General features: G+C 38.6%; 18 protein-coding genes. 11 read left to right on the plus strand and 7 right to left on the minus strand.

Annotated features, from left to right (window positions below):
- Positions 1-144: 144 nt before the first annotated feature.
- Entirely contained in the window at positions 145-1,332 is a 1,188-nt protein-coding gene (locus ACH3PA_RS02905; protein ID WP_416440652.1) for an MFS transporter, read from the plus strand.
- Positions 1,333-1,409: 77 nt separating this feature from the next.
- On the opposite strand, the gene ACH3PA_RS02910 is transcribed toward ACH3PA_RS02905, so the two are convergent.
- The gene (locus ACH3PA_RS02910; RefSeq protein WP_416440650.1) at positions 1,410-2,063 is read right to left on the minus strand and encodes an SDR family oxidoreductase; all 654 of its coding nucleotides are present in this window, start codon (positions 2,061-2,063) and stop codon (positions 1,410-1,412) included.
- A 150-nt stretch (positions 2,064-2,213) separates the two neighbouring features.
- On the opposite strand from ACH3PA_RS02910, the gene trxA reads away from it, so the two are divergent.
- Positions 2,214-2,513: a thioredoxin gene (trxA, locus tag ACH3PA_RS02915; RefSeq protein ID WP_416440648.1), complete on the plus strand. Its 300-nt coding sequence runs from the start codon at positions 2,214-2,216 to the stop codon at positions 2,511-2,513.
- Between the two features lie 3 nt (positions 2,514-2,516).
- Here trxA and ACH3PA_RS02920 read toward each other — a convergent pair whose 3' ends face one another.
- The 3 genes from ACH3PA_RS02920 to ACH3PA_RS02930 form a co-directional block, all read right to left on the minus strand.
- Positions 2,517-4,061 carry an alkaline phosphatase D family protein gene (locus ACH3PA_RS02920; RefSeq protein ID WP_416440646.1) on the minus strand — a complete coding sequence of 515 codons (1,545 nt, stop codon included), beginning with the start codon at positions 4,059-4,061 and terminating at the stop codon, positions 2,517-2,519.
- A 109-nt stretch (positions 4,062-4,170) separates the two neighbouring features.
- Positions 4,171-4,914 (minus strand): DUF5995 family protein, encoded by a 744-nt coding sequence (locus tag ACH3PA_RS02925; RefSeq protein ID WP_416440644.1) that lies wholly within the window; start codon positions 4,912-4,914, stop codon positions 4,171-4,173.
- Between the two features lie 13 nt (positions 4,915-4,927).
- Positions 4,928-5,851, minus strand: a complete 924-nt coding sequence (locus tag ACH3PA_RS02930; protein ID WP_416440642.1) for an AraC family transcriptional regulator — start codon at positions 5,849-5,851, stop codon at positions 4,928-4,930.
- Between the two features lie 231 nt (positions 5,852-6,082).
- Between ACH3PA_RS02930 and ACH3PA_RS02935 the strand changes: the two genes are divergently transcribed.
- The gene (locus ACH3PA_RS02935) at positions 6,083-7,606 is read left to right on the plus strand and encodes an aldehyde dehydrogenase family protein (RefSeq protein ID WP_416440640.1); all 1,524 of its coding nucleotides are present in this window, start codon (positions 6,083-6,085) and stop codon (positions 7,604-7,606) included.
- A gap of 10 nt (positions 7,607-7,616) precedes the next feature.
- Positions 7,617-7,991, plus strand: a complete 375-nt coding sequence (locus ACH3PA_RS02940; protein WP_416440638.1) for a DUF779 domain-containing protein — start codon at positions 7,617-7,619, stop codon at positions 7,989-7,991.
- Between the two features lie 109 nt (positions 7,992-8,100).
- Here the strand turns inward: ACH3PA_RS02940 and ACH3PA_RS02945 are convergent, their stop codons facing one another.
- Positions 8,101-8,409, minus strand: a complete 309-nt coding sequence (locus tag ACH3PA_RS02945; RefSeq protein ID WP_416440636.1) for a phosphoribosylpyrophosphate synthetase — start codon at positions 8,407-8,409, stop codon at positions 8,101-8,103.
- A gap of 118 nt (positions 8,410-8,527) precedes the next feature.
- On the opposite strand from ACH3PA_RS02945, the gene ACH3PA_RS02950 reads away from it, so the two are divergent.
- From ACH3PA_RS02950 to ACH3PA_RS02960, 3 genes are all read left to right on the plus strand, one after another.
- A complete protein-coding gene (locus ACH3PA_RS02950; protein WP_416440634.1) occupies positions 8,528-9,085 on the plus strand; it encodes a thioredoxin family protein in 558 nt (185 codons plus the stop codon).
- A 96-nt stretch (positions 9,086-9,181) separates the two neighbouring features.
- A complete protein-coding gene (locus ACH3PA_RS02955) occupies positions 9,182-9,853 on the plus strand; it encodes a uracil-DNA glycosylase family protein (protein WP_416440632.1) in 672 nt (223 codons plus the stop codon).
- 232 nt (positions 9,854-10,085) lie between these two features.
- Positions 10,086-11,843 (plus strand): M14 family metallopeptidase, encoded by a 1,758-nt coding sequence (locus tag ACH3PA_RS02960; RefSeq protein WP_416448414.1) that lies wholly within the window; start codon positions 10,086-10,088, stop codon positions 11,841-11,843.
- Here ACH3PA_RS02960 and ACH3PA_RS02965 read toward each other — a convergent pair.
- Positions 11,811-12,434: an NUDIX hydrolase gene (locus tag ACH3PA_RS02965; protein ID WP_416440628.1), complete on the minus strand. Its 624-nt coding sequence runs from the start codon at positions 12,432-12,434 to the stop codon at positions 11,811-11,813. The genes ACH3PA_RS02960 and ACH3PA_RS02965 overlap by 33 nt on opposite strands.
- A 7-nt stretch (positions 12,435-12,441) precedes the next feature.
- Here ACH3PA_RS02965 and pyrE point away from each other — a divergent pair, with 7 nt between their 5' ends.
- Together pyrE and ACH3PA_RS02975 are read left to right on the plus strand one after the other, a co-directional pair.
- Positions 12,442-13,092: an orotate phosphoribosyltransferase gene (gene pyrE / locus ACH3PA_RS02970; protein WP_416440626.1), complete on the plus strand. Its 651-nt coding sequence runs from the start codon at positions 12,442-12,444 to the stop codon at positions 13,090-13,092.
- A 55-nt stretch (positions 13,093-13,147) separates the two neighbouring features.
- On the plus strand, positions 13,148-13,540 hold the full coding sequence (locus tag ACH3PA_RS02975; RefSeq protein ID WP_416440624.1) for an SRPBCC family protein: 393 nt from the start codon (positions 13,148-13,150) through the stop codon (positions 13,538-13,540).
- Here the strand turns inward: ACH3PA_RS02975 and ACH3PA_RS02980 are convergent.
- A complete protein-coding gene (locus ACH3PA_RS02980; protein WP_416440622.1) occupies positions 13,537-14,268 on the minus strand; it encodes a biotin--[acetyl-CoA-carboxylase] ligase in 732 nt (243 codons plus the stop codon). The genes ACH3PA_RS02975 and ACH3PA_RS02980 overlap by 4 nt on opposite strands.
- An 85-nt stretch (positions 14,269-14,353) precedes the next feature.
- Here ACH3PA_RS02980 and rsfS point away from each other — a divergent pair, with 85 nt between their 5' ends.
- On the plus strand, positions 14,354-14,728 hold the full coding sequence (gene rsfS / locus ACH3PA_RS02985) for a ribosome silencing factor (protein ID WP_416440620.1): 375 nt from the start codon (positions 14,354-14,356) through the stop codon (positions 14,726-14,728).
- A 7-nt stretch (positions 14,729-14,735) separates the two neighbouring features.
- Entirely contained in the window at positions 14,736-16,691 is a 1,956-nt protein-coding gene (gene ftsH, locus ACH3PA_RS02990) for an ATP-dependent zinc metalloprotease FtsH (RefSeq protein ID WP_416440618.1), read from the plus strand.
- The last annotated feature ends 41 nt before the right edge of the window (positions 16,692-16,732 follow it).

Consider the following 16,732-nt stretch of genomic DNA (forward strand, 5'->3'; position numbering starts at 1 on the left):
CCACGTTTATAGTTTAAAATGTCAAGATATAGGTTAAAAGAAAACAACATTTATCGTATTGATTATCTTATCATTAAATATATTTTATCTGTACCCATTTAAATGCTGTATTTTTGCGGCTTTCTAAAAACTAAAACAATAATTGTGTCGATACATAAAGGACTTATTTCACTTGCAGTAGGAGGTTTTGGTATAGGAATGACTGAATTTGTCATGATGGGAATTCTTCCCGACGTTGCTCAGGATCTAAATATTACGATTCCACAGGCTGGCCATTTTATCTCTGCTTATGCTTTAGGCGTTGTAATTGGCGCACCCATTCTTGTAATGCTTGCCGGTAACTTTCCGCCGAAGAAGTTGTTATTAGCATTAATGACTGCTTTTACCTGCTTTAATGCTATGTCAATTTTTGCGCCCAGCTACGAGGTGATGCTAATTACCAGACTATTTTCGGGATTGCCACATGGTGCCTTTTTTGGTGTAGGCGCTGTGGTTGCAAGCAGACTGGTAGAAAAAAATAAAGCCGCCAGTGCAGTAGCTGTCATGCTTAGCGGACTAACATTCGCAAACATCATTGGGATTCCCATTGGTACTTACGTAGGTCATAATATCTCGTGGCGCTATACATTTGTCATGGTTGCTGTCATCGGCTTACTTGCTATAACAGCGATCTTTATATGGATGCCCAACCTGGCAAAAAACAAGCCTGCAAAAGTAATTGATGATCTAAAGGTCTTTACACATCTGGAGCCTTGGCTCATCCTTGGTATTACTGCCATAGGTACGGGTGGTTTCTTTGCGTGGTATAGTTACATCACGCCACTACTAACAGAAGTAAGTGGGTTTAGTAATAATAATGTAACCTTTATACTTATGCTTGCCGGTATTGGTATGACGGTGGGTAACTTTGCAGGCGGTAAACTCGCAGATAAAGTTTCTCCTTTAAAAGCTACTGCTATTCTATTGGCCATAATGGCCTTTGCTTTGGTGTTAGTTTCAGTTTTAGCTCCTGTAAAATGGGCAACAATTCTTATGGCCTTTCTTACCGGCGGTATTGCCTTTTCTACTGCTTCACCTATACAGATGCTTATGATAAAAGCATCAAGAGGGTCTGAAATGCTCGCATCGTCTGTTAATCAGGCAGGATTTAATATTGGTAACGCTACCGGTGCCTTCTTAGGGGGATTACCTATTGCAGCGGGATTGGGCTATGCTTCGCCAGAACTAGTAGGCGCCGCTATGGCCTTTGGCGGTGTGCTTGTTGCACTGTCTATAATTGCTTTGCGAAAAAAACGCTCTAACGCTGCTGTTTTGGCTTCTTCTAGCAATTGAGAAATACTCAATAAGAGATAGAAGAGTTTATATTGAAATAAAAAAAATCCGGTATAAAAACCGGATTTTTGAGCCTTTTATGCCACTTTTTTCACAGCTTCTTCTATGTGTGTATCTCCTTCTAGAATCTCGAAAGTCGCATTTTGTGCAACCTCATCATTTAAGGCTGTAACAATTGTTTTTGCCACATCGTCACGGCTTATTTCGCCTATATGGTCTAATCTGATGTCAAGTTCTATTTTACCAGTTCCGGCATCATTGGTTAAAGTTCCGGGTCGCACTATAGCATAATTAAGTCCGCTGGATTTTAAATAGGCATCTGCATTTTTTTTCGCCTCAAGGTAATGCTGCAAATTCTCGTTAGATTCTGGCTTATCTGCATGTATAGCACTCAACATTACAAACTTTTTGACATTCGCTTTTTTTGCAACATCAATTAATTTTTTAGCACCTTCCTGATCTACTTGGGTAGTTTTTTCGGCAGGAGTATTTCCTCCTGAGCCTGCGGCGAAAACCACTTTATCTATACCATTCACTACATGAGAAAGATCGTTTTCCAGATCTCCTAATACAGTTTCCACATCTCTGTCTTCAAAATATTGTTGCTGCTCTGCTTTTCTAACCATTGCTACAGGGTTAAAATATTGTGATTGACTAAGCAGATCAATTATTTTTCTACCGGTAGTACCGTTTGCACCAGCAACTAGTACATTCTCTTTACTCTCTTTCATATTCAAAAATTTTACAGCAAGTTATTTGAAACTTCTTCCTTAACCTGATAACTTAACGCCATTTAACGCCTCAATTAATAGCATTTTAGCAATTATTAAGATGTCGTTAAACTGTTTCCTGATTATTTTTAATCAATTAATTTTGTACCTATGAAAACTAATTTTGGCTCAATAACAGATTCTGAAACTCCCGTGTTAATCGATTTTTTCGCAACATGGTGTGGCCCTTGTCAAACGCTTGCCCCCATACTTAGCGATGTAAAAAAGGAGCTGGGAGACGCGGTAAAGATCATCAAGATCGATGTAGATAAAAATCAGGTGCTTGCGCAGAAATTCCAAGTGCGTGGCGTGCCCACTCTAATGCTTTTTAAAGACGGAAAACAATTGTGGAGACAGAGCGGGGTTCTATCAAGAGCAGATCTTAAACAAATCATTCAGTCCCATAGTTAAAAACTACTCGCCCTTTAAATGAGGGCTTCCCAGCTGCACAACAAATGTTGTATCTGTGCGCACTGTACTCTCAGGTTTTTTAACTGTACTTACAAATTTATAATCTGCCGTAGCGGTAGAATCTGTCAGGGTTAATATAAGATAGCCGTGGTCTCTTAAGTTGGCATATTTAAGATGTGGATTTAGAGCCGTATTAACGATTTCTTTCTCGTGCACAATTACACTATCTGTTGCTGTGCTTTCATTACTATTAGCAGAATTTATACTGGTCACGCCAAATTCTACTGCAAATGCCCCTTTTCCAGTCTCAGCCTCATAATCCTCAAACGGATTGTTTGTCGCCTCAAAAGCCCATGAAGAATGCGTGTCACCGGTAACAAATATGATATTTTGAATACTATCCTGTTTAATTAAGCTGGCCAGTTGCTTTTGCTCATTAGGATAACCATCCCACGAATCAAGATTTATATGAAAGCCGGGGAAACCCCAGTCTAAATAAGAATAAATGACCTGATTGCCAATGATTTTCCATTTGGCCTGAGAGGTCATTAATTTATTGGCCAACCATTCAAACTGAATATCACCTAGCAACTTGTGGCTTTTTTCGTTTAAAACGGGATCTGTTAAACTGTCTGCCGGCGCGGTACGCCCTTCTAATCGCTCATCAAGCATTACTAACTCTGCCATATTACCAAAATCGAAATCTCTAAAGTGTTTTGCGCTTTCGCGAATGGGCAGCCACTCATAAAAAACCTGTTTAGCAATATTCTTTCTAGTCTCATAATCACCCTCATCTGCCTGGTGGTTTTGAGCCCCGGTGGTATAAGAATTATTTGATATCTCATGGTCATCCCAGATATTTATAAATGGATGACTGGCGTGTACAGCTTGTAAATCCTTATCAAGATGATACTGCGCATAGCGATCGCGATAATCTGTAAGCGTAATTATCTCATGCTTGGGAATGTTGATACGACCTATAGTTGTGTCGCCATAAGTGCCTGTACCATATTCATAAATGTAATCACCTAAATGCAAAACTGCCTGTATATCTTTTTCTTTTGCAAGGTGTTTATACGCGTTAAAATAACCCCACTCATAATTACTGCAACTCACTACTCCTAATTTTAATGTAGAACTATTTTGAGCAGCAGTACGAGTTCTGCCAATCTGTGAGGTTGCACCTAAAGCATTAAAACGATAGAAATATGTAGCTCCTTCTTCCAGCTTAGTTACATCAATTTTTACCGTGTAATCCTGCTTAGGCGAAGTTGAAAAATCCCCGTTATTCACTATTGATTGAAAAGTACTGTCTCTAGCGACCTCCCATGTGCCTTCAATTTCAGGAACCTGAGTTTCGGGAGTTACACGTGTCCAGATTATAACCCGATCTTCTTCAGGATCGCCAGAAGCTACACCATGATAAAAAGGTTTTAATGAATCATTACGCAGCATTGCGCTATTTTCTGCCAGCGGCGGATATGTTTTATCGCGTTTGCACGAAATAATAGAAAACAGAAGAATAAAAAGCAACAGATAAATACGCATGATAAGATTTTAGAAGCTAAATGTAAACAAATCTGCTATTTTAAATATTAAGCGATTGCAACCATTTATAACCTAAAAACAACCGATTTTTTACCCTAAATGGGCGATTTTATGCCTGGCTTAAGATCTTAGAAATCGCTTTTACATCTTTTAGCTCAAAGAAATAAACGAGCTTTATTAGAAACCTGAGAAGCTTACTTTTAGGTGCAATAAGATTTTCAGCAAGTTTACTTATGGCTTCATCTCTTCTTTTAAGCACCCCTATTTTATTTACAGCCTGGTGGTATTCATTAGCAAATAACCAAGCCCCGTCTCGTGCCACTTCTATACTAAAGCTTACAAGTTTATCTTCTTTGCCTTTTCCGAAATAATCTATAAGCCTAAACAGCGGTGATATCTTGCTTATTTTTTCTTTTACGCCACCTACCATATCTGCCAGAATCGCATTGATCTTGTCAAAATCTGCTTCAAAATCTGCTAACTGCCCCTTATCTCCTACTGTTTCTGCAGCAGCAATACCCAGATCTAGATTTATATGCGCATTTATCCCCAGTAATAAACATTGCATAACCAGTGGTTTTTTCGCTTTAAAGCTTACTAACCAACTTGACGTTGGTATTTTATCTGTAGTAAATTGCGTATAAGCTTCTAAATAGCGCCCCGCAAAAATGACATCCAGTTTTTCCATACGGGTCGTATCGTCAAATTCGTTATTAGCAATACCAGTTTTGATACGCTCTGTAACGGTTTTATACAGTATAGGGAAAAATGCAAGGCAGGAATTACCAATAGTTTCTTCATTGATTATATCACCTAAATTGAGAATAACCTCGTCTATTGTCGCAGCTGGCATAAGAGAAGATTATTTAGTTGTAAGTACACGCCGTATTTTTAGATAGATTTTGATAAACGCTGGGTGAAACTTTTTTAATGCGTTTAAAAACTCTGTTGAAATAAGATCTACTCTCAAAACCACATTCCAGATACACATCTTTTATTTTTCTGTCTGGATTGTGAAGAAGACTCACAGCAAGTTTTATGCGCTCATTATTTATAAAATCAACAGGTGAAATCCCCAATTCGTTTTTAAATACTCGGTAAAAATGAGATTCACTCATACACGCCTTCTTGCTCAACTCGTCTATTGAAAGTGATTTGTAAAGATTGTCGCGTATGTATTTAATAATAAAAGCAAGCCTGTTATCGCTGCTTAGAGTCATTGCTTTTTCGGTATAGATTTTTCTTGAGTTTGTCTGTAACACACGTACGATGAGTTCCTGAAGCATATTATCTACAAAGAGATCCTTAGAAGGATGATTCTCTGTAAATAGAAAAAGAAGACGCTGTAATATTTGATAAATGCCGGCGTCATTTGTAAAGTGAAAATTGTAATTGAGAAAGCCCCACTCACCATTATCAAGCTTAGGCATATTCTCGTTCATCGTCTGTACCACTTTCATTATTTTTTCATCAGAAATGGCTAATGCCAGACATCGGGTAGGATCTTTCTCTTTTGCTTCGGGGAAATCGATGCACATTACCTCATCTGCAGGTAGAATAAGTGATTCACCTGGTAAAAAATCAAATGATTGTAAATCTCTTAAATGCATGATCTTCTTTCCGCGCAGCATACTGGCCATTACGGGCTGGTCAAATTGCAAAAAAACGCGCTCTGCCTGTTCATGAGTTTCAAATACGTGAAGAGCAGCATTATTTAATGTGTACGAGGTTTGATTCTCAACTAAATTTTGAAGCTTTCTTTTTTTAAAAAAATGCTCGGGTAACTGCATAAGCTTCAGGTTTAAACTATTAATTACTTAAAAACACATCAATTTATTTAATAAATATACAAATTAGGCTACTAATATTTAACATATTATTAAAATATGGCAGTATCGTTCAACCTTATGATAGAATGGGTCAGACTTTTTACGCAATCGTTGTATATATTTGGCTACACGTGAATTTCTCTGGAACAACCAACTGTAAATAAACTCTTTACTAATTTAATAAATATAGAAATGGATAACGTAGAAACAACGTCTAAAAATGTGGTTGAAAAACCAAAATTTAAAGACAAATATGAAAACTTCATTGGTGGTAAATGGACAGCCCCTGTAAATGGTCAATACTTTGACAACCTTTCACCCGTAGATGGAAAAAGCTTCACTAAAATTGCCAGATCTACTAAAGAAGATATAGACTTAGCTCTCGATGCTGCATGGGAGGCCGCTCCTGCCTGGAACAATTCTGCAGCTGCGTATCGCAGTAATCTGTTATTGAAGATCGCTGATGTGATGGAAAATAATCTGGAAACGCTGGCCAGAGCAGAAACCTGGGATAATGGTAAAGCCATACGAGAAACTCGTGCTGCAGATTTGCCGCTTGCTGTAGATCACTTTAGATATTTTGCGGGAGTAATACGTGCTGAAGAAGGATCTGTAAGTGAATTAGATTCTAACACTGTTTGCCTAAATGTTACTGAACCTTTAGGTGTTGTAGGACAGATAATACCATGGAATTTCCCGCTTTTAATGGCTACCTGGAAGATGGCGCCGGCACTTGCTGCAGGTAATTGCGTGGTTCTTAAACCAGCAGAGCAAACACCTGTGGGAATTATGATTCTTATGGAAATGATTCAGGATATTTTACCTCCCGGTGTGCTTAATGTAGTTAATGGTTTTGGTGCGGAAGCTGGTAAGCCACTAGCCTCTAGCCCAAGAATTGATAAGATTGCCTTTACAGGCGAAACAACAACCGGGCAATTGATCATGCAGTATGCATCTAAAAACATTACACCAGTAACGCTTGAACTAGGCGGTAAATCTCCCAATGTCTTTTTTGAAAGCGTGATGGATGCAGATGATGATTTCTTTGATAAATGTCTGGAAGGCGCAGTTATGTTTGCCCTAAATCAAGGAGAGGTTTGTACTTGTCCTTCCCGACTCTTAGTGCAGGAAAGTATTTTTGACAAGTTTATGGAGCGTGTGGTTGAACGCACTAAAGCCATAAAACTTGGTCATCCGCTTGATGCAGATACCATGATGGGAGCGCAGGCTTCTAACGATCAATATGAAAAGATCCTTAACTACATAAGCATAGGTAAAGAAGAAGGTTGTGAGGTGTTGACAGGTGGCGAGGCAGCTTATAATGAAGGTCTGGAAGGCGGTTATTATATTCAGCCCACGATCTTAAAAGGAAATAATAAAATGCGTGTATTTCAGGAAGAAATCTTTGGCCCTGTGGTTTGCGTGACTTCCTTTAAAGATGAAGCAGATGCTATAGAAATTGCAAATGATACTTTATACGGTCTTGGTGCCGGCGTGTGGACGCGAGATACACATCAGGCTTACCAAATTTCCAGAGCGATTAAAGCGGGACGCGTTTGGGTTAATAATTATCACAATTATCCTGCTCATGCACCCTTTGGCGGATATAAAAAATCTGGTATAGGTCGTGAAAATCACAAAATGATGCTTAATCACTACCGTCACACTAAGAACATGCTTATTTCTTACGACAAAAAAGCAATGGGCTTTTTCTAAAAATAAAATTATGACGCAACGCGTAAAGGCAACAGATGCAGCTAAAGAAGTGATTGATAAATTACGGGAGCAACATGGCGAGCTCATGTTTCACCAGAGTGGTGGTTGCTGCGATGGTTCATCGCCTATGTGTTTCCCAAAAGGAGAACTCATGCTTAATGAAAATGATATTTTCTTAGGCACCATTCATGGTTGTGATTTTTATATGTCTAACGACCAATTTGAATACTGGAAGCATACACAACTCACCGTAGATGTCACAAGTGGTCGTGGTGCGAGTTTCTCCTTAGAAATTCCGCTGGGAGTGAGATTTGTGATCAAATCAAGAATGTATTCTGAAGAAGAAAGTAAAGACCTAAGCCCAATAAGATTGGGCGAAGAATGATGGGTTAATACAACAGTGTTTTAAATGCGAAAATCGGCTCCTGAAAAGAAGCCGATTTTTTATTGTTTTAAACCGATTTTGGCTATTTTAAGCCGATTTATTGCTGTATTTAATAATGCTCTATACGCAGTTTTTCTATCATTTCTTTAGAAATCTGGCCGCTATATGCACCGTAAGCATCAACAAGCAAGCCTTTTATATCATCATGCGTATTGATAACATATAAAACCGAATTATCTCCCGGATTTGTGAAACCTTCAAAACGAAAGGCATTCTCTACTTCTATCTGGCCTGCGTCCCATGTTTTCTTAAGATGCTTAGATTCTATGCCTTCATCTACCAGATTAAAATCTGTATCGTATCCTTTGCGCTGTAAATCTTCTATCGCGACTGATAATGACGAATATGTATTTTTCATGTTGATTGGTTTTTAATAAAAATACAAAGCTTAACGAGCAGCTACAAAACTTTAAAACAACTTTAGTATTTGTAACTTTAGCTGTTTTACTAAGACTCATAGAATAGAAATAAATACAATGGCAAATACTCCTTCTAATATGCTGCCTTTGGGTACTAAAGCCCCATACTTTAAATTATTTGATACAGTTACTAAAAACAATGTATCGATACATGATGTTATGGGAGAACGTGGCACGGTAGTTATGTTCATCTGCAACCATTGCCCTTTTGTAAAACACGTTAATGATGAGATAGTGCGTGTCGCAAATGATTACCGCGTTCTTGGTTTTGGTTTTGTGGCAATTAGCAGTAATGACATTGAGAATTACCCTTTAGACCACCCACTTTTAATGCGTGAGAATGCATTAAAAAACAACTTTACTTTTCCCTATTTATATGATGAAAGTCAGGAAGTGGCAAAAGCTTACGATGCTGCATGCACACCAGATTTTTATCTTTTTGATGCAGAACTAGAACTGGTTTACAGAGGCCAGTTAGATGATTCCCGCCCGGGCAATGGCATTCCCGTGAATGGCAGAGATTTACGCGAAGCACTTGATAATCTCCTCAATAGCCGGAAACAAAGCACGCATCAAAAACCAAGCATAGGCTGCAATATAAAGTGGAAGAATTAGGCTAAAAATCGGGCTTTTTGAGGTCAAAATTGGCTCAAATTTTCATTTTCATTGACGAACTTGCGCCTTCAAATACTAAAATTCAGCATTTAAAGTATGTTTCACCATAAACATCCCTATAAACCTTTTAATCTTGAGAATGCGACCAAACTTATAGTAGGCACCCTCCCACCACCGCGCTTTACCAGCAGAGAACTACTCATTGATGACGTAGATTTTTGCTACGGAAGCCGTAATGGTATGCTGTGGCCCATTCTCGATAAAATGTTTGATCTTAACTTGCTTTATGATAATTCTGACGCAGCGGTACAGCAACGCTATGATTTTTTGATTGATCGTAAAATAGGTATTTGTGATGTGGTCAATTCAGCCAGGCGGGATAAAATAGATGCTTCAGATCTGGGGATGCAGGAAGTAGAGTTGCGCCCGCTTATCAAATACCTGCAAGAATATCCCCAGATCGACACATTGTTATTCACTGGTGGCAACAGTAAAAACGGCCCGGAATATTTCTTTCGCCGTCTGGCGAAAAAACATAACATTTCGCTTAAAGCGGTAAATAAAGGAGTGCCTCGCGTACATCAATTTCAACTTCCGGAGGCAAAAAATCCGTCACGCATAATTACCACAGTTTCACTTACCGCACCTTCTGGCGCTGCAAACCGGGCGATAGGCAGCATGGCTCTTTATAAAAAAATTAAAGATGAAGATCCAGAATTCACAACCTTCGACTTTAGAGTGATGCAATACAGACCATTTTTTGAATAAGTCTAATCACAGCTAATAATTTAGCACAAAATAGAAGTCTAACAGTCACACTGAGCTTGTCGAAGTGCCACTTATATTCCCTTTACACATATTAAAAACATCCGTCTAACTTCTTTCTTCAAACTTCTTTCTTCGGACTTCGGACTTCTCTCTTCCAAATTCTCTCTCTTCTTCCCTCCTACTCCACACTTCTAAATATTCCCTATTTTTATCGCACAATCTAAAACCTCTCATGAAAAACATATTTCTTTTCGCTTTAAGCGTATTTTTTATTTCCTGTGCCGAAAAAAACAATCCAGCCGATTATGACCTGACCACTCGTTTTGAAAAGAGCGAAGGCAAACAAACGGCGACTTATGATGAGGTTATAAAATTCTACCACGATCTTGATGAAGCTTACATCTCTATAAAAACGTATGAAATTGGTTCTACAGACAGCGGTTACCCCTTGACCTTAGTTACTTTTAATCCAGATCGCACATTTGATTCAGAATTTGCAGACGATATGCAAGTCACTCGTTTGCTTATAAATAATGGTATTCATCCCGGTGAGCCTGACGGCATAGACGCGACCATGTTGCTTATGCGCGATTTAGCTTCAGGTAAAATAGAAACACCTAAAAATGTATGGATAGGCACGATCGCACTTTATAACATAGGCGGTGCTCTTAACAGAAACAGTACCAGCCGTACAAATCAAAATGGCCCGGAAGAATATGGTTTTCGCGGTAACGCGCGCAATTATGATCTCAATCGAGATTTTATTAAAGCAGACACGCGCAATGCCAGAACATTTGCAGATATCTATCACATGATCAATCCTGATGTATTTATAGATAATCATGTGAGCAACGGTGCCGATTATCAATATACGTTGACACATCTTTTTACCCAGCATGATAAGTTGGGTGGCGAACTGGGAGATTATGTACATAACGATCTGCAACCGCAACTAGAACAAAGACTGGCTGCAGAGAAGTGGGACATCACGCCGTATGTGAATGTTTTTAATCAAGTGCCTGAAACCGGATTTTCTCAGTTTATGGATTTCCCGCGGTATTCTACAGGGTATACGACCTTGTGGAACACCGTAGGGATGATGGTAGAAACACATATGCTTAAACCTTACAAACCTCGCGTAGAAGGCACTTACGAACTTATGCGCAATATGATCGAGATTGTAGAGAAAGATGGCGATAAAATAACCGAAATGCGAAAAGCCGCCAATACGATACTAAAATCGGGTGCAGAAACGGGAAAATCGTACAATATCGCTTTTGCAGTTGACAGCAGCAAGGTCACCAAATTTACCTTTAAAGGCTTTGAAGGCGAAACAATGACTAGCGAAATCACCGGGAAAAATCGGTTAAAATATAACAGAAATCGGCCATTTGAGCGAAAAATCAGCTACTATGACAATTTTAAAGCCACAGCTTCTGTGACGGTTCCAAAAAGTTATATCATTCCGCAGGGTTGGCACAATGTGATAGACCGCTTACGCGAAAATGACATTAAGCTTGAGCGCATTCAAAAAGATACTACTATGGCGGTTTCTGTATATCACATTGCCGATTTTAAAACAAGAACTTCTCCATACGAGGGGCATTATCAACATTACGACACCAATGTTGAGGAAACGGTTGAGAATATAACTTTTAGAAAAGGAGATTTTATTGTCAATACCGCACAATTGGGGCTGCGCTATTTAATAGAAACTCTTGAACCAGCAGCTGCAGATTCTTTCTTTAACTGGAATTATTTTGACACTATTCTTCAGCAAAAAGAAGGCTTCTCACCTTACGTCTGGGAAGATAAAGCGCTAGAACTTTTAAATAATAATGCAGACCTTAAAAAGAAATTTGAAGACAAAAAAGCCGCCGATGAAAGCTTTCGCGAAAGCTGGTACGCACAATTAGACTTGTTGCATAAGCACTCTCCTAATTATGAGAAAGCGCACCTACGCTACCCTGTCTTTAGGATTAGTAATTAAATATTCTTTAGGGAAAAGGAGTTTTATGTTTTCGTAAGACTTAGTAAGTGCTTTTTGAGCCTTTTCAAAATTCTTCCACTTCACTTTTTTGATGCCTTCACTAGGTTCAGGTTCAAGAACACCTTTGTAATCTGTGGTCATGTTATACCAGATAGTTTCCTTGAGCTTAAACTTATTGTTACGCTTAAAAATGTGGTATGTAGTTGTAAGATAGCTTTCTATTTGAAGACCTTCTGCGCCGGTTTCTTCCCACACCTCGCGAATGGCACACTCTTCTATGGTCTCGTTTTTCTCAAGTTTACCCTTAGGCAGATCCCACTTACCATTTCTGTAAATGAAAAGGATCTCACCTTTATCGTTATGAACCATGCCGCCACCGGCTATAACAAGCGGAAGTTTCTTCTTAAGTGTTTTAAGAAGCTTTTTCTCTTTGGGATGATACAGATTGATATGTGTAAGCTGGCCAGAACTCACCTGCCTGATGATGTTTTTCAGCTTAGCCCGTTTTATAGGTATAGAGGTGTAGTTTTTACCGATGTACTTTTCTGTCGAAAGAATAATGGGCACATCATTTACAAAAACTTTATACATTTGCACCATGGTCTTAAAAAAGGAAACAGCTAAAAAAACTGCTGAGTTATTGCTGCAAATTAATGCAATTAAATTACAACCACAAAACCCTTTTACATGGGCCAGCGGTTGGAGGTCTCCTATTTACTGCGATAACCGCATAACCTTGTCATATCCACAGATACGTAATTACATACGTGAGAATATGGCCAGACAAATAGAAACCCTGTACGGCAAGCCAGATGTGATCGCAGGTGTTGCTACGGGAGCGATAGGAATAGGCATGCTAGTGGCAGATTATCTTAATCTCCCTTTTGTATATGTAAGACCGGAAGCTAAAAAACACGGCAGACAAAACCAGATAGAAGGTCAACTTGAATCTGGGCAAAATGTAGTGGTTGTAGAAGATCTAATAAGTACCGGCAATAGCAGTTTAATGGCTGTAGAAGCTCTTAAAGAAGCTGGCGCCCACGTTAAAGGTATGCTCGCAATTTTTACTTATGGCTTTGATATAGCCGATGATAATTTTAAAAAGCATGATGTACAATTGCATACGCTAAGTGATTATAATCATTTATTAGAGCAAGCACTTGATACCCGTTATATTTCTGAAAAGGAAAAACTTACCTTGCAGGAGTGGCGACTGAGTCCAGATAAATGGACGGGAATTGTCAAATAAATAAAAAAAAATCAAAATAATTTGAAATTTGGCGCAAGCCTAACATATAACAAGAATGAATCTAGAAAGCCCGGTTACCGTTGTAGAAAAAACACCAGAAGAGATTTATAATTTTCTTATAAAAGTGGAAAACTACGAACGTCTAATGCCTGATAATATTCAGAAATTTGAAATTTTAAGCGATACTCGTTTTCTTTTTGCTCTAAAAGGAATGCCGGAAATTGTTCTGGAATTAAAAGACAAAGTACCTTTTAATAAAGTTGTTCTGGGTGCTGCTAGCGACAAATTACCATTCACACTTATTTCTGAAATTAAAGAACTTACAGCAGGATCAAGTGAAGTACAATTGTTATTTGAAGGAGAATTTAACCCAATGATCAGCATGATGATCAAATCACCTATCAAAAAATTTATAGAGACACTGGCTACAAACCTGCAGAATATCTAATATAGAAGTTCTATTTGTTTAAGATCGTATTCTGCCTGAGTGTCATCTTCTAGAAGCACTACAAGCCTGCCTTGATCTGAAACGCCATTAATAATACCATTAAAGGGTAGGTTATCACCATCTTTAAATGCGGAAGGAACACCTTTTCTAAATAGTTTTTCTTCATAACTGGATTTTAACTCATCAAATTTTCCTTCCATAAGCAGATCAACATACTTATAGAACTGTTTGATGAGTTTATCTAGTAAATTTTCCAGATCATATTCTAACGCGGTTTGCAATTTTAATGAGGTAGCACGCGGTGCATATTGAAAGACGGTTTGATTTACATTAAGCCCTACTCCTATTATCACAGCGTCCAGTCTGCCGTTCTTGATAACACTTTCTATTAGAACGCCGCATATCTTTTCTTTTCCTGCCAATATGTCGTTAGGCCATTTTACACTCACTTTCTCAATCCCCAGTTGCTCGAGCAACTCATATATTGCCAGAGAGGTTGCCATTGTGATGTAAAATTGTTGATTTACAGGTATCACCTTAACCTTTCTAAACACGCTGAAAGTAAGGTTTTTGCCGGGTTCTGCCTCCCACCCTGTACCCATTTGACCCTTACCCGCAGTTTGCTCTACGGCATAGGCCAGTATATCTTCTGTAACATTTAGATCACGACAGAATTCCCTTAAATAAGTGTTAGTAGAACCTGTGGCATTAAGTTTGACAATGTGCATATAGAGAATGAATAGATTAAATCTTCAATCTGAAAATCCTTATAAAACAAAATTGTAATAACTTTGCGTAAATAAAAAAAATTTAATGTCAAAAAAAGAAGAGGGGACAGACCAGCTCATAACAACTATTTTAGAGGGAATCGAGGAAGTAAAGGGACAGGATATTGATATTTTAGATCTAAGAGAAATAGAAAATATGGTTTGTGACTACTTCATAATCTGCAATGGTACATCTAACACGCAGGTTGCAGCGATAGTCAATTCGGTTCAAAAAGTAGTAAGTAAAAAATTAAAAGATAAACCATGGCACGTTGAAGGACTTCAAAATGCCGAATGGGTATTGATGGATTACGTTCATATTGTAGTTCATGTATTTCAAAAACATATTAGAGAATATTACGATATAGAAAGTCTTTGGGGAGATGCCAAATTAACTTCTATACACACAAATTATAACTAAACTGTAAATGGCAGATAAAAAGAACAAGCCCACCCCTAAAAAACCAAAATTTAATGCTTGGTGGATTTACACCGCGCTAATATTGGTATTCCTGGGTATTAATTACTTAGGCAGCGGAAGCGGCTTTGGTGAACCGGCAAAAACGACCCCAGATAAATTTGAGACTTACGCAGCTGCTGGGGATGTTAAGAAAGTAGAAATCGTAAACAAGATAATGGCTCGCGTCTATTTAACAGACGAAGCCAAAAAGAAAGATATACACGCTAAAGCGGAAAGTAAAGGCTTTTTACCGGGTGCAGGCGGGGCCGATTATGAGTTCCAGTTTGGTGACCTGCAGATCTTTCAAAATCGTGTACATGAGATAGAGCAGGAAAGCAATATAAAAATTCCACTTTCTTTTGAAAGTGAAAGTAATTATATGGGCGAATTGCTTCTTACGTTATTACCCATAGCCGTTATTATAGGTATCTGGATATTTATCATGCGTCGCATGTCTTCTGGTGCCGGAGGCGGTGCAGGTGGACAGATTTTTAATATTGGTAAATCAAAAGCTAAACTTTTTGATGAGAAAATAGACGTTAAAACAACGTTTAAAGATGTTGCTGGATTAGAAGGTGCAAAAGAGGAAGTTCAGGAAATTGTAGACTTTCTTAAAAATCCTGGAAAATACACAAATCTGGGAGGTAAGATACCAAAAGGAGCACTACTCGTAGGACCTCCGGGAACTGGTAAAACTTTACTTGCAAAAGCTGTTGCCGGTGAAGCTAAAGTACCTTTCTTCTCGCTATCAGGGTCAGACTTTGTTGAGATGTTTGTAGGTGTAGGTGCATCTCGAGTGCGTGACTTATTTAAACAGGCAAAAGAAAAATCGCCTGCTATTATATTCATTGATGAGATTGACGCAATAGGTAGAGCACGTGGTAAAGCTAATTTTAGCGGCTCAAATGACGAGCGTGAGAATACACTGAACCAACTCTTAACCGAGATGGACGGTTTTGGCACTAACACAAATGTTATTGTTCTTGCAGCCACAAACCGTGCAGATGTACTTGATAAAGCTCTTATGCGTGCGGGACGTTTTGACAGACAGATCTACGTAGATCTTCCTGATGTAAGAGAGCGTAAAGAAATTTTTGAAGTTCACTTAAGACCCCTTAAAAAGGTTGCTGATGAACTTGATACAGAATTTATGGCTAAACAGACTCCCGGATTTTCAGGAGCAGATATTGCTAATGTCTGTAACGAGGCTGCGTTAATTGCTGCCAGACAAGAAAAAACTGCCGTAGGCCGACAAGATTTTCTGGACGCTGTAGACCGTATTGTAGGTGGTCTTGAGAAGAAAAATAAGATCATTACTCCAGATGAGAAAAAAGCAATCGCTTATCACGAGGCAGGTCATGCCACTGTAAGCTGGATGCTTGAGCACGCTGCACCACTTGTAAAAGTGACTATTGTACCTCGCGGCCGTTCATTAGGTGCGGCATGGTATCTTCCTGAAGAAAGACTTATTGTGCGCCCGGAACAAATGCTTGACGAAATGTGTGCTGCTATGGGTGGTAGAGCCGCAGAGAAAGTAACATTTGATAAAATATCAACAGGTGCCTTAAGTGATCTTGAGAAAGTGACTAAGCAAGCGCGTATGATGGTAACTGTTTACGGTCTAAATGACGCAGTAGGTAATCTTACATATTACGATTCTTCAGGTCAGTCTGAATACAATTTTAGTAAGCCTTACAGCGAAAAAACAGCTGAGATCATAGATAAAGAGATCTCAAAGATTATTGAAGAGCAATATCAACGTGCTATACGTATCCTGGAAGAGAATAAGGACAAACTGCAACAATTAGCAGAACTTCTTCTTGATAAGGAAGTTATATTTAAAGATAATCTTGAGCAAATTTTTGGCAAAAGACCTTATGATAAAACCAAGCTTATAGAACCTGCTCCGGTTTCTGAAAGCTAGTTTTTCACATTAAGATGTTAATATTAAGTCTTAACTTGACA

This window comes from Leeuwenhoekiella sp. A2, from assembly GCF_047946655.1.
In the GTDB taxonomy this organism is placed as follows: Bacteria; Bacteroidota; Bacteroidia; order Flavobacteriales; family Flavobacteriaceae; genus Leeuwenhoekiella.

Coding starts and splice junctions, on each gene's coding strand:
- ACH3PA_RS02930 (WP_416440642.1), bottom strand. CDS start 5,851: ATGCAGTTACCCGAGCATTTTTTTAAAAAAAGAAAGCTTCAAAATTTA.
- ACH3PA_RS02940 (WP_416440638.1), top strand. CDS start 7,617: ATGACGCAACGCGTAAAGGCAACAGATGCAGCTAAAGAAGTGATTGAT.
- ACH3PA_RS02955 (WP_416440632.1), top strand. CDS start 9,182: ATGTTTCACCATAAACATCCCTATAAACCTTTTAATCTTGAGAATGCG.
- ACH3PA_RS02935 (WP_416440640.1), top strand. CDS start 6,083: ATGGATAACGTAGAAACAACGTCTAAAAATGTGGTTGAAAAACCAAAA.
- ACH3PA_RS02920 (WP_416440646.1), bottom strand. CDS start 4,061: ATGCGTATTTATCTGTTGCTTTTTATTCTTCTGTTTTCTATTATTTCG.
- ACH3PA_RS02945 (WP_416440636.1), bottom strand. CDS start 8,409: ATGAAAAATACATATTCGTCATTATCAGTCGCGATAGAAGATTTACAG.
- trxA (WP_416440648.1), top strand. CDS start 2,214: ATGAAAACTAATTTTGGCTCAATAACAGATTCTGAAACTCCCGTGTTA.
- ACH3PA_RS02950 (WP_416440634.1), top strand. CDS start 8,528: ATGGCAAATACTCCTTCTAATATGCTGCCTTTGGGTACTAAAGCCCCA.
- ACH3PA_RS02925 (WP_416440644.1), bottom strand. CDS start 4,914: ATGCCAGCTGCGACAATAGACGAGGTTATTCTCAATTTAGGTGATATA.
- ACH3PA_RS02980 (WP_416440622.1), bottom strand. CDS start 14,268: ATGCACATTGTCAAACTTAATGCCACAGGTTCTACTAACACTTATTTA.
- ACH3PA_RS02965 (WP_416440628.1), bottom strand. CDS start 12,434: ATGTATAAAGTTTTTGTAAATGATGTGCCCATTATTCTTTCGACAGAA.
- ACH3PA_RS02975 (WP_416440624.1), top strand. CDS start 13,148: ATGAATCTAGAAAGCCCGGTTACCGTTGTAGAAAAAACACCAGAAGAG.
- pyrE (WP_416440626.1), top strand. CDS start 12,442: ATGGTCTTAAAAAAGGAAACAGCTAAAAAAACTGCTGAGTTATTGCTG.
- ACH3PA_RS02910 (WP_416440650.1), bottom strand. CDS start 2,063: ATGAAAGAGAGTAAAGAGAATGTACTAGTTGCTGGTGCAAACGGTACT.
- ACH3PA_RS02960 (WP_416448414.1), top strand. CDS start 10,086: ATGAAAAACATATTTCTTTTCGCTTTAAGCGTATTTTTTATTTCCTGT.
- ftsH (WP_416440618.1), top strand. CDS start 14,736: ATGGCAGATAAAAAGAACAAGCCCACCCCTAAAAAACCAAAATTTAAT.
- rsfS (WP_416440620.1), top strand. CDS start 14,354: ATGTCAAAAAAAGAAGAGGGGACAGACCAGCTCATAACAACTATTTTA.